The following is a 13,057-nucleotide window of genomic DNA, read 5'->3' as shown; positions in this document are numbered from 1 at the left end:
TGGAGTTACTTGCGAAGAGTTCTCCTTACGTCGAAATGACAAACATGGTGTGCTATACTTTGCGTGGGCCGCGACTCCGCTCAGCCTGACAAAAGCAAAACATAATTGAAAATATAAATTATTGGAATTTGGAATTTTAGTATTGGGATTTACCTTCCAAAAAATCTAAAATCTAAAATCAAAAATCTAAAATAATGAGATACTACAGTTTAAACCATAATGCCCCAAAAGTTTCTTTTAAAGAAGCCGTAATACAAGGACTAGCGAGTGACAAAGGATTATATTTTCCAGAAAGCATAACACCGCTTGATCCTTCATTTTTTGATAAAATTGAAAGTTTAAGCCACGAAGAAATTGCCTTTGAAGCAATCAAACAATTCGTTGGCGATGAAATACCTGCAGAAAAATTAAAAGAAATCATTGCCGAAACTTTAGTTTTTGATTTTCCGGTGGTGAAAGTCGAAGACGGAATCTATTCGTTAGAATTATTTCACGGACCAACAATGGCATTTAAAGACGTTGGAGCACGTTTTATGTCGCGTTGTCTAGGTTATTTCAATAAAGATAAAAAAGAGGCTAAAAACACAGTTTTAGTAGCGACTTCAGGAGATACAGGCGGAGCTGTTGCCAGCGGATTTTTAGGCGTTGACGGCGTTGATGTTGTGATTTTATATCCGTCAGGAAAAGTGAGCGATATTCAGGAAAAACAATTGACTACTTTAGGGCAAAACATTAAAGCACTAGAAGTTGACGGTGTTTTCGACGATTGTCAGGATATGGTGAAAAAAGCGTTTTTAGATGAAACTTTGGCGCATAAAAAACTGACTTCTGCAAACTCTATTAATATTGCGCGCTGGTTACCACAAATGTTTTATTTCTTCTTTGCTTACAAAGCGTTGAAAAGCCAAAACAAACCTTTAGTTTTCTCTTGTCCAAGCGGAAACTTCGGGAATATCTGTGCGGGAATTATGGCGAAGAAATTAGGTTTACCAATTGAACATTTTGTTGCTTCTACAAACGTAAACGACACGGTGCCAAGATTCTTAGAAAACGGAAAATACGATCCAAAACCTTCTAAAGCAACAATCTCTAACGCAATGGATGTTGGAAACCCAAGCAACTTTATTAGAATTCAGGAATTGTACAACAATGATTTAAAGGCTTTCGAAAAGGACTTTTCTTCTTATAGTTATACTGATGAAGAAACTCTTGAAGCGCTAAAGAAAATTTATAACACAGACGGTTATATCGCAGAACCTCACGGCGCTGTTGGTTATTTAGGCTTGAAAAAGAATTGGAGAAACACCCTAACGCCATTGGTATTTTCTTAGAAACGGCGCATCCTATTAAATTCTTAGATGTTGTTGAGCCTGCTTTAGGAATTACGCTTCCTATTCCTGCTCAAATTGAGAGTGTAATTAATGAGGAGAAAGTTAGTGTTAAGATTGGAAGTTATGAGGAGTTGAAGGGGTTCTTGGGATAGAAAAACATATAATAAATAATTAAAGCGAGTAAAAAATTTTTACTCGCTTTTTTATTGCATAGCATTATAAATAATTTTGAATTGAAGTACGGAAATCCGTAAAAATTGGCAAGAAACAATATATATTTTTGAAAAACTAAGAAAACAAAACAAAGCTTCGTTTATCCACCCACATTTAAATGTATATATGAAGGTTTGCTTCGTCGATAAATGAGTTACGAAAAAAAAAAAAACGAATGAAAAATGAAGACATTATTTTATTACAACTTTTAAACGATACATTCGATAAAAGCACAAAGGAAAACATTAAGAATAATTATCTTAAAGATTTACGAGATGTGACAAAATGGAAATGTTTTAGTGATTATTGTTTTGATGACAAAAACAAACCAAATGATGTTGTTACATTCTCTATATTTCCATATATTTCTGATTATTATTTAGTAGAAAATTACATTAAAGAAATTGCTAAAACTGACATTAAAAACACAAAAATTATACAAAATAACTTTATAAAATTTTTAAAAGAATATCCCTTAATTAATTTTAGTTTCATTCTCAAAGATAGAAAACATTTTTTTGGAGAAACAACTGAAAAAAGAAAAGAAGGTGTTTTACAAAATCTAAATTCGGCAAAAAAATTATACGAAACTTGGATTGCAAATGAGCCTGAAAAAGAAGAATCTTATAAAAAAACAATTAAGATTATCGATATTTGTATTAAAGAAGCAACTAATGGAAAAAAATTAATATCTATATTGATTTATTCCTTATATCTTTTTTAGGAGCTTATGTTTCATATGTTATTTTAAATGAGTTAAAAGAAATTGAAGTTTTTGGATGGTTTTCCGATAGAGATAAAATATTTGATATTGGAAATGGAATTATAACTAACTTTTTCAAAACAATCTACACGGATTATTAATAGACACAAAAAATTCATATCAGTTTGCAACTTCAATATCTAATTCTAGTTTTGATATATTTTATGATCAATTTATTAAAGTTCCTGATTATATTGCAGGAACTTTAGCAGATTATAATATGGATAAAAACCTTATTAGTAAAGATAAATTTGACAAAATGCTAACTGATTATATGGGAGACAACATTCATAATAATTTTATTTTTAGAATTTTTAAAGAAGATAATCAATTTAAGTGTGGTAGAATTGTCATAAGTAAAAAATAAATCCCAGCACTAGCAAGGAGATTTACTGAAAGTATGAAATCTTTACTTGAAAAAAGTAAAAAACAACTGGACATAACAAGCACTACAGCGGATTTGACAACATTACACAGGCATTGCATGGAAGACAATACTATAAAAAAATCAGAAGAGTTTTAACATATAAAGGAAGAGAAGATTTAGCAGATTTACTTAGACATTCCACTTCCATCCTAGACGAATCTTCTACATTTGGAAGTCGCTGGTATTCGCGTTTAAGTAGCTTTGAAATTAAGTCGCATCCACAAACTCAAGAAAAAATTGATAAACTTCCGAAAGAAGATATCGATGAAATTAAAAGAGCAGTAATGGTTGTGTTTCCCGTTAAAGATAACGAACCTGAAATTACCGAAATAACTTTTTATCCAGATTTTGACATTGAAGCTCACGATTTGGTTGAAGTCAAAGAGCTTAAAAGAATTTCATTTGAATATATACACGAGCAAATAAAAAAGTGCAATAATAAAATTGCAGAAAAAGATTTCGACGGAGCAGTCACTAGCGCCAGAAATTTAATTGAATCCATTTGTTTATTCATCTTAGAATCTAAAACTGGAGAAAGGCATGAATATGATGGAAATATGGTTAAACTCTACAAAGTGGTGGCATCTATTTTAAATATGTCCCCTGGAGATTACGGAGACGAGTTTCTAAAACAAATTTTATCTGGAGTATTTAGTATTGTAAATGGAGTTTCAGGATTAAGAAACGCATATAGTGATTCTCACGGAACTGCGCCTTCCAAGTCTGCATATAAAATTGACGAACGACATGCAATTCTCACAGTTAATCTAGCCAAAACTATTTCGGAATATTTATTCTTGAGTTACGAAAATAGCATAAAGTGACACAACTCCTCGCTAGCGCGAGCGTCTAAGAACCAAAAATAAACAAGAATTGTTATGAAGCTTTACCCATTATTTTTTTCAATATTTCTACTTTGCATATTTCATGAAATTAGAGAAAAGAAAGAAGAAAATCTTATTCTAGGAAAATGGAAAGTTTCAGGAATGTTTTGCTCTGAAAAAGAAGAAGTTCCTAAAGGTTTTTCATTCACTTTCTTAGAAAATGGAAAAGGCTATTTAGAGCACGAAAAAGTAAAAGAAAAAGAAGTTTTTATTTGGCATACAAATTCAGACACTCTACAACTAAAATTCGAACGTGAAAGTGAGGTTAAAAACGTTCTTTTTAAAAAAGATAAATTTCTATTTAGAAAGTTGCCTTATAATAAAAAGCACATTGAATTAAGATATTTAGATTTTAAGGAATGTGGTGTTGAGCTAGAATTTATGAAATAAACAAAAAAAGAGACCTCATAAAAGGTCTCTTCTCAATTTAATATATCCCCTGCTAGCGCTAGCGTCCCGTTCGTGAACACAAAGAAATTCAAAAACCAAGTTTCTTTTTAAAATTTGAATAAGTTCATTATGTTTGATTACTAAACATTAAAATTCAATATGGGCACAAACATTATTTTGGTCTTTTTAGCATTAATTATTATTTCGCTTCTCTGTTATCCTAAAGTCCAATCTTGGGTGGATTACTATAGAGAACAAAGAGCAATAGAATTTAAAAAAAGAACAGGTCTTGATTTGTGGTCTCTTTATAGATTATCAGCACCTACACCTTTTTTTGGGGTTTAGAAAAATTTATTTTTAACACCACCATTTTTTACTTCGATGAAAATAATTTATACCTCATAAAATCAAATCAGCCTTTAATAAAGTATCCGCTTTCAACAATTATTGAAGCCAGAAGAACTGCCGTTACTATTAACAAAAGAAGAGTCTGGAAAATAATTATAAACAATGCGGGCCAGCAATTAACTTATAAGCTAAGAACTTATAATAACTTTAGTCATTTCTTAGAGAAAGTAAGTGAAAATCCAAATGCAATTGTAGACGATAGATACATTTGGGGAATATTTGAGTAATAAAATTAAATACCGTTTACAGGAATGGCAATTTGGCAATATCTTTCAATTGTAGTTCTCAAAAAATCCCACTAGCAAAAACGTTTCGCACGAAGTCAGAAATAAACATCTGTTTTTCATCACTTTTATTATATTTAAAAGAAAAACAAAGCCTCGGAAATCTTTCAATCTCACTAAAATAAACCTAGAAAATTATATGCACATTATAGTTACAATCATAGTCATTATACTAGCAATTATGTTCATTTGTTTTATATTGTATATCCTATTTTCAATGTTTGGAACTTTATTTTTTATTGGTTATGTTTTTAAAAAGTCAGTAGAAAAGAAAACACCTGATTTCTTAAGTGCTGAAAAATTAGAGATGGAAAAAAAGGTTAATAGTCTGAAAACCTCGATTGTAGATTGGAATAAATATTCCATAAATGATATCACAAACGACCTTGAATATTCCTATAAAAAGTGGATAACGAACAAACTAACTGGGCATATTTTAGCGCAAGACGGCAATCGAGTAATTGCTTTTCAAAGGCTACAGAGAGGAATTCGCTTAAATTGCAGAATATTGGCATCTTCTACTGAATTCAAATATTTTTATGAAATAAATCCGGAAGAAATTATCATTGAATACAATGATCAATATTTTGGAAAAATCATGCATTTAAAAGATATTTTTGATTCTTCAAATAACAAAATTGGAACTTTAAACCGAGATAATCCTAATAGCAAATATGTTATAGCTTTTGATTCAGAAAATAGTTTGGAAATCAACAAAAGTTACGATAATAACAGATATGTAAGAAACGTATTTTACGAAAGTCCACATTCTACATACCGCTATAAACGAAGTATGATGGAATATAGAGAACCCTATCCCGAATATTCATTAATGAATAATAACGAAAACTTAAATGCAGAAGAACAAAAATGGGCTATTGCAATTGGCATTTATGAATCTGTATTTTATAGTTTCGATTTTACTTTCGCGTAATTTCAAGGATTGCTTAGAGCATATAAAAATCAATTGCCTCGAACTTTAGTTGGAGGTTTATATTTTGAGTAAGATTCGGCTTTAGCCAAAAAACGCGAAAGATTAGGCTAAAGCCATTTTCTAATGTAATTCTGTTCCTCCAGCTAAAGCTGTAGGCAATTTATTTTTTTGTTCCCAACAAATATAAAATCTTAGCCGGCCCAGATTTTACTTTTCCAACTTCCCAATTAAAACTTTCCTTATTCTCTAACTTAGAAATCAATTCGTTCATTTCTTCAACAGAATAGGTTCTTAAAGACGAAACTACGCCATCCCACAAAACCAAAACTGGTACAATTGGAATTAAATACGTAAAAATAATTCTGCCAATTTTAAACGGACGAATAAAAGGCGTTGTCAGCAAAACACTAATTGGCGAAAAAATCATCGCAATAATACTTGGGGCACTTCGCTCCTGCCCTTCAAAAATTGCAATCGAACTGTTGGTGTCAATCGCATTCTGTAGAATTTGTTGTGCGTCTTTTGGTTTAAAATGATGCAGAGACAAAAACTGTGTTCGAAGCCCTTTTAGGTTTTCGGGAACATGTTTGGCATCAACAGAAGTTTTTATAAATTCAAAATTATCGGCTTGTTTTTGGGTATGTTCGAACGCAGGAATATTGGGAAAATAATCCGTCAGCAGAATTTTTAAATTGGGATTGGTTTTTCGCAATTCGGCATTGAGCCAAATTAATCCGCCTCCTCCACCTGAGGCCAAATCGATAATTTGATTAGTTTGACTTTCTTTTAAACCTTTTTCTATTATGGGCACAATTGCTTTATACATTGCAGTTTTATTCGAAAGAAACTGCAAAAAATCGGTCATATAATTTCTGATAAATTCTGGAAGCCATTGCTGATCTTCAAATTCAAATAAATGTACTCTGCTCATACTCTCCTGATTTTCGGTTCTATACAAATTTCAATAATTTTATTTAGATATTTACTTACAGAATATAAAAATCAATTGCTTACAGCTTTAGCTAGAGGTTTATATTTTTAGTAAAATTCGGCTTTAGCCAAAAAACAAAAGATTAGGCTAAAGCCATTTTCTAATGTAATTTTATCCTTCCAGCTAAAGCTGGAGGCAATTCAAAAAAATAGAATCTCCTTATTAAGCACCTTCATAAAAGATGCCATCCTTATTTAAGACTAGAAAATCATCACTTCTTATTTTTTTATATCTTTAAAAACTTTAATCAACAATCCCCAAATTCGGAACAATAAAATAATAACACGCCTAATTTTATGAAAAAGACATTACTTTCATTTCTTTTAGTTGGATTTTTAAGTGCCTACGCTCAAGAATCAAAGCCAGATTCAAAACCGAAAACGCCTCCTGCAAAAGAAGAAAACTCTCCTTCTAATCTTACTTTCAACCCAGATTCTCAAGTTGTAACCAATCATACAACTACTATAAAAGGCCAAAAGGTTTCATATAAAGCAACGGCTGGTACTATGCCGGTTTGGGATGAAGACGGAAAAGCGATTGCCGGATTATTTTATACTTATTATGAGCGTTCTGATGTGAAAGATCGCGATTCTCGTCCGTTAGTTATTTCATTTAACGGTGGCCCAGGTTCTGCTTCAGTTTGGATGGAGATTGCTTATACAGGGCCAAGTTTATTAAATATTGATGAAGAAGGATATCCTTTGCAACCTTACGGAATAAAGGAAAATCCGTATTCGATTTTAGATATTGCCGATATTGTTTTTGTAAATCCTGTGAATACTGCTTATTCAAGACCTACAAACAAAGAAATTCCTCCTGCAAAATTCTTCGGTGTAAATGCCGATATCAAATACCTAGCCGATTGGATCAATGGTTTTGTAACTCGAACGAATCGTTGGGCTTCACCAAAATACTTGATTGGAGAAAGCTATGGCACTACTCGTGTTTCGGGATTGGCTCTTCAATTGCAAAACAATCAATGGATGTATCTTAATGGGGTAATTTTGGTATCTCCTACTGATTTAGGAATTACTCGCGGCGTTGTTTCTAATGCGGCTCTTAAATTACCTTATTTCATGACTACTGCTTGGTATCATAAAATGCTAAGTCCTGATCTTCAAAACAAAGATTTAACTGCTATGTTACCAGAGGTTGAAGATTTCACCATAAACGAACTTCTTCCTGCTTTGAGCAAAGGAGGATCTTTGGACGAACAAAAAGAAAAGAAATTGTGTCTAAAATGGCGCACTATTCTGGCATTTCAGAGAAAGTTTTTCTGCAAAACAATTTAGATGTTCCTAATGATTATTTCTGGAAAGAATTGTTGAGAGATCAAGGTTATACTGTTGGAAGACTTGATTCACGATACAAAGGAATTGACCGAAAAGACGCCGGTGAAAGTGTTGATTTTAATGCTGAACTTACTTCTTGGTCGCATTCGTTTACACCTTCGATCAATATGTATCTACGAAATAATCTTAACTACAAGACTGACTTTAAATACAATATGTTTGGTCCAGTACATCCTTGGGACAGATCGAATGATAAAACTGGAGAAAACCTGAGACAAGCAATGGCACAAAATCCTTATTTACATGTTATGGTGCAATCAGGATATTATGACGGTGCTTGCGACTATTTTAATGCGAAATATGATTTATGGCAAATGGATCCAAGCGGAAAATTAAATGATAGAATGTCATGGAAAGGCTACAGAAGCGGTCATATGATGTATTTAAGAAAAGCCGACTTAGAAACGGCAAATGAAGACATCAGAACATTCATAAAACAATCTTTACCTAAAGCGGGCGAACCAGCAAAATATTAAATCTGGTTTCTTTGCTACTAACAGATAAAAAGTCAATTGCCTCCAGCTTTAGCTGGAGGTTTTGTTTTTAAGCATAAATCGGCTTTAGCCAAAAGCGTAAAAAATTAGGCTAAAGCCATTTTCTAGTCTAACTTTGTCCCTCCAGCTAAAGCTGGAGGCAATTCATTTTTTAAATTATACAATTACATCAGCATTATAATGATTACAAAATCAACACTGGAAGACATTCCTGCATTAACAACCTTAATAAATTCAGCTTACAGAGGTGAAACTTCCAAAAAAGGCTGGACAACTGAAGCCCATTTACTGGAAGGAAAAAGAACCGACGAACAGGAAATGACAGCCATTTTCGAAGATTCAAAAAATACGATTTTGAAATTTACTGAAAACGAAAAAATTATCGGTTCGGTTTTATTGGTTGAAAAAGGTCATCAATTGTATTTGGGAATGCTGACGGTTTCGCCTGAACTTCAAAATAGCGGAATCGGGAAAAAGCTTTTGGCTGAAGCCGAACATCATGCAAAATCATTAGGATTGTCTTCTATCATTATGACAGTAATTTCGGTTCGCGAAGAACTTATTGCTTGGTATAAACGTCACGGTTATGTGGATACGGGCGAAAAAGAAGCTTTTCCTGAAAGTGGTATTCATGTTACAGTTTCTGAAGAACCCTTGGAGTTTATTTACTTGGAGAAAGTGTTGTAGCGTTTTACCGCAAAGATTCACAAAGGATTGCGCAGAGATTCACTAAGTTTTTTAATCTCGCAAAGACGCAAAGTCGCAAAGTTTTATTTTTCTTTGCGACTCTGCGTCTTTGCGAGATGTTTTTTCGCAATGTTAGACGCACTGCAGTGCGTCTCTACGAAAACCTTTGTCGCTTTGCATCTCTGAGCCTTTGTACCCATTATAAAATAAGCTCTTCAAACAATCTCTGAATCGTTTTTTCCAAATCCTGACATAAACCCGGATGAGGTCTGGAAGTTTGAATTGCAGAACTCCTAATTGCAGTTAACCAACGAAAACGCTCAGGAATCTCAAATTCAGCGATTGGACCACCGTCTTTGGCTCCGTTGGCAATTTTTACTAATGAAGTTAAATTGCATTCTAATTGTTCGATATCAAAATCGTTAGAAAGCGCCTGTATTTTTTCTTTATTTAAATGAAAAAGCACTTTTATAAACTTGGCTTTTTTGCAAAACAAAATGATTCCGATATTCAGGAATTCTTCGCGCTCTACCCTTGGCACAACACGAATCACAGCATATTCGTATAAATGGTTATCTTGCATTTTGAGCCTGATTTACAAATATTTCTGAATTCTCTAATCTTGTTTTTAAAAACTGCAAATAAACGTTTCGCAATCCTTCTGGTGTTTCGTCTGCGTCTTCCCATTGCAACCAATCTAACGGAATTGTATTTACAATTTCTTCTAAAATTTGTGGTGTTAAAATCGCTTTAAATTCAGCATCGACTTCTTTTAAAAGTGAAGCTTGAGGCAATAAAACGTGATCTTTTATCAACGCAAACGGACTTTTAGCATGCTGTTCCCAGTTGTTCCAGGAATGATGAAAATACAAACATGCGCCATGATCGATCAGCCATAATTCTTTATGCCAAATCAGCATATTGGTATTTTTGAAAGTTCTGTCGACATTTGTAATATAAGCGTCCAGCCAAACAATCTGCGAAGCTAATTTTGCGTCAACAGTAGTTACAGCAGGATCAAACGTAATCGCTCCTGATAAAAAATGAAGCGCTAGATTCAATCCCTGACTTCCTTGAAGCAAATCCTGAATTTCCTCATCAGCTTCGGTTCTTCCAAAAGCTTCGTCGAGATTCGCGAAAACTAATTCTGGCAATTGCAATTTTAAGGCTTTTGCTATTTGTCCGCCAACTAATTCGGCTATAAGGGCTTTTACACCGTGTCCGGCACCTCTGAATTTTAATACATATTTAAAGTCGTCATCGGCTTCTGCTAGAGCGGGTAAAGAACCTCCTTCACGCAACGGCGCTATATAACGCATGACATTTACTGTTCTTAAGTCGAAGTTTTTCATATTACAAACTTAGTAATTTTAACCGTAAAGAACGCAAAGGTTTACGCAAAGAACGCAAGGATTCTTTTATGAATGTAGAGAATTTGCTCGCAAAGACGCAGAGTAGTAAAAAAATAAAAACTTTGCGACTCTGCGTCTTTGCGAGATTAAAAACTTTGCGAACCTTGCGTAAACCTTTGCGCTCTTTGCGGTTAAATTAAACTCAAAAAGCTTTTCCTAAGTATTTGATAATAGTAGAAGCAGTAAAAGATTCGTAACCCGTTTTTGGCAGAGCAATATCTGCAGTCAAACCATGAAGATAAACTCCCAATTTTGACGCATATTTGGGTTCGTAGCCTTGCGCAAGCAAGCTTGTGAGGATTCCAGTTAAAACATCTCCGCTTCCTGCAGTTGCTAGAGCTGCGTTTCCGGTTGTGTTTTCGTAAACCGAAGTTCTGTTTATGATATAAGTCGGTGCGCCTTTCATGACGACAATGACTTTGTATTTTTCTGAAAAAGCGACTGTTTTTTGGAATTTCTCAGATTCAGAATTCCATTTGCCTATCAAACGCTCCAATTCTTTTGGATGAGGTGTCAAAATTGTGTCTTCCGGAACCAATTCCAACCAAGATAAGTTTTCTGAAATAATGTTTAAGGCATCTGCATCAAGTACTAAAGGCACTTTGCTTATTCTTAAAAATTCAAATAACGCTTTTTGTGTCCCAAGCTCCTTTCCTATTCCTGGACCAATTCCGATAGCCTGTGGCATGAACGGTAAATGAATAGTAGTAATGAAATTTGTATTTTCATCGGTTACCGTCATCACTTCGGGAATGGAAATTTGAAGAATTTGATAACCGCATTTGGGTATAAAAGTCGTTACTAGTCCGCAACCTGATTTTAGACAGGATTTTGAAGCTAAAACTGCTTGCTCCAACTTTTCCGTAACTTCCGGCAATAATTACTGCGTGGCCTTGTGTTCCTTTATGAGTTTGAGGATTTATAGGTTTATATAACTTCTGAATTTCTTCTTTATTGATTAAATACGGAGATTTCATTTCAATGGTTTTTATTTTAAACACATAGAATCATAGCTTTACTTTACGAATAAAGGCATTTCACTTGTTTAAATAAACATAGCTAAACTTGAAAAGCATAATTCAACATTAAAATTACATAAAAAATCGAAATCACGAATTCTTCTTTTGAAACAGTCAGCCCTAGCCCTGATAGCGATGAGCATCCTTTTACTTTTTTCTTTAAAAAGTAAAAGATATAGCGGATAGCAGGAAATAGCTCCTAATTATTGCGAAATTTATAATTTAGGTCATTTAAATTCGATATTTTTTGAATAGATTTGCATAACAATTTTATAAAACAACACAATGAAAAATACTGCGCTTACGCACATACATGAGGGTTTGGGAGCGAAAATGCCGCCATTTGCAGGTTATAACATGCCTATTACATATGAAGGAGTTAATGCTGAACATGAAACAGTTCGTAATGGTGTGGGCGTTTTTGACGTTTCGCATATGGGTGAATTTTTGTTGACAGGTCCAAATGCTTTGGCTTTGATTCAGAAAGTGACTTCAAATGATGCATCGACGTTGACAATTGGAAGAGCACAATACTCTTGTCTTCCAAACAATGAAGGCGGAATTGTTGACGATTTGATTATTTATAAAATGAAAGACGAAGAATATTTACTTGTTGTAAATGCTTCGAATATTGAAAAAGACTGGAACTGGATTTCTTCTCACAATGATTTGGGTGTTGAAATGAAAAACCTTTCTGATGATTATTCATTATTAGCCATTCAAGGACCAAAAGCGGTTGAAGCAATGCAGTCTTTAACTTCTGTTGATTTGTCAGCTATTGTTTATTATCATTTTGAGGTTGGTAATTTTGCTGGTTTCAATGATGTAATTATCTCTGCAACTGGGTATACTGGTTCTGGCGGATTTGAAATTTACTGCAAAAATGCTGATGCTGAAGCAATTTGGAACAAAGTTTTTGAAGCTGGAGCATCTTTTGGAATTAAGCCAATCGGACTTGCGGCGCGTGATACTTTACGTTTAGAAATGGGATTCTGTCTTTATGGAAATGACATTAACGATACTACTTCTCCGCTTGAAGCTGGTTTAGGATGGATCACTAAATTCACAAAAGATTTTACAAATTCGGAAGCGCTTAAAAAACAAAAAGAAGCAGGAGTTACTAGAAAATTAGTTGCTTTTGAAATGCAAGAGCGTGCAGTGCCAAGACACGATTACGAAATTGTTGACGCTTCTGGAACTGTCATCGGAATTGTGACTTCTGGAACAATGTCGCCTTCTATGAACAAAGGTATCGGCTTAGGATACGTTACAGTGGCTAACAGCGCTGTTGATAGTGATATTTTTATCAGAATTAGAAAAAATGATGTTCCTGCCAAAGTGGTTAAATTACCGTTTTACAAGAAATAATTTCCAATAAGTCTTAAGGTCGAAAGTTTTATATTTTACAACTTTATGACTTTCGACTTAAAGAAAATTCCAAAAATGCATTGCAATTTTATAAAGTTGT

General features: G+C 33.6%; 9 protein-coding genes and 3 pseudogenes. 8 read left to right on the top strand and 4 right to left on the bottom strand.

Annotated features, from left to right (window positions below; all coding sequences use genetic code 11):
* Positions 1-194: 194 nt before the first annotated feature.
* The 5 genes and pseudogenes from thrC to ACQ9BO_RS12255 all read left to right on the top strand — a co-directional run bounded on the left by thrC (position 195) and on the right by ACQ9BO_RS12255 (position 5,634).
* Positions 195-1,483, top strand: a pseudogene (gene thrC / locus ACQ9BO_RS12275) (threonine synthase).
* A 236-nt stretch (positions 1,484-1,719) separates the two neighbouring features.
* Entirely contained in the window at positions 1,720-2,268 is a 549-nt protein-coding gene (locus tag ACQ9BO_RS12270) for a hypothetical protein (RefSeq protein WP_431244918.1), read from the top strand.
* A 519-nt stretch (positions 2,269-2,787) separates the two neighbouring features.
* Positions 2,788-3,558, top strand: coding sequence for an abortive infection family protein (locus tag ACQ9BO_RS12265; RefSeq protein WP_431244917.1), 771 nt, complete (start codon positions 2,788-2,790; stop codon positions 3,556-3,558).
* A gap of 54 nt (positions 3,559-3,612) precedes the next feature.
* Positions 3,613-4,008 (top strand): hypothetical protein, encoded by a 396-nt coding sequence (locus ACQ9BO_RS12260; RefSeq protein ID WP_431244916.1) that lies wholly within the window; start codon positions 3,613-3,615, stop codon positions 4,006-4,008.
* Between the two features lie 999 nt (positions 4,009-5,007).
* A complete protein-coding gene (locus ACQ9BO_RS12255; protein WP_431244915.1) occupies positions 5,008-5,634 on the top strand; it encodes a hypothetical protein in 627 nt (208 codons plus the stop codon).
* Between the two features lie 160 nt (positions 5,635-5,794).
* On the opposite strand, the gene ACQ9BO_RS12250 is transcribed toward ACQ9BO_RS12255, so the two are convergent.
* Positions 5,795-6,565: a hypothetical protein gene (locus tag ACQ9BO_RS12250; protein WP_431244914.1), complete on the bottom strand. Its 771-nt coding sequence runs from the start codon at positions 6,563-6,565 to the stop codon at positions 5,795-5,797.
* A gap of 356 nt (positions 6,566-6,921) precedes the next feature.
* On the opposite strand from ACQ9BO_RS12250, the pseudogene ACQ9BO_RS12245 reads away from it, so the two are divergent.
* Both ACQ9BO_RS12245 and ACQ9BO_RS12240 read left to right on the top strand, forming a co-directional pair.
* Positions 6,922-8,453: pseudogene (locus ACQ9BO_RS12245) on the top strand (S10 family peptidase).
* A gap of 198 nt (positions 8,454-8,651) precedes the next feature.
* The gene (locus tag ACQ9BO_RS12240) at positions 8,652-9,158 is read left to right on the top strand and encodes a GNAT family N-acetyltransferase (protein ID WP_431244913.1); all 507 of its coding nucleotides are present in this window, start codon (positions 8,652-8,654) and stop codon (positions 9,156-9,158) included.
* 199 nt (positions 9,159-9,357) lie between these two features.
* Here the strand turns inward: ACQ9BO_RS12240 and ACQ9BO_RS12235 are convergent, their stop codons facing one another.
* From ACQ9BO_RS12235 to ACQ9BO_RS12225, 3 genes and pseudogenes are all read right to left on the bottom strand, one after another.
* Entirely contained in the window at positions 9,358-9,741 is a 384-nt protein-coding gene (locus tag ACQ9BO_RS12235) for a DUF3037 domain-containing protein (RefSeq protein ID WP_431244912.1), read from the bottom strand.
* Complete coding sequence (locus tag ACQ9BO_RS12230) at positions 9,731-10,510, bottom strand: HipA family kinase (RefSeq protein WP_431244911.1); 780 nt, start codon at positions 10,508-10,510, stop codon at positions 9,731-9,733. The genes ACQ9BO_RS12235 and ACQ9BO_RS12230 overlap by 11 nt, the downstream gene beginning before the upstream one ends.
* Positions 10,511-10,712: 202 nt before the next feature.
* A pseudogene (locus ACQ9BO_RS12225) lies at positions 10,713-11,547 on the bottom strand (NAD(P)H-hydrate dehydratase).
* Between the two features lie 327 nt (positions 11,548-11,874).
* On the opposite strand from ACQ9BO_RS12225, the gene gcvT reads away from it, so the two are divergent.
* Positions 11,875-12,957: a glycine cleavage system aminomethyltransferase GcvT gene (gene gcvT, locus ACQ9BO_RS12220; protein WP_431244910.1), complete on the top strand. Its 1,083-nt coding sequence runs from the start codon at positions 11,875-11,877 to the stop codon at positions 12,955-12,957.
* The last annotated feature ends 100 nt before the right edge of the window (positions 12,958-13,057 follow it).

This window comes from Flavobacterium sp. P21 (genome assembly GCF_050632225.1).
GTDB lineage: Bacteria > Bacteroidota > Bacteroidia > Flavobacteriales > Flavobacteriaceae > Flavobacterium.
The sequence above is the reverse complement of the archived record's forward strand: the minus strand, read 5'-3'. Positions and strand labels throughout refer to the sequence as shown.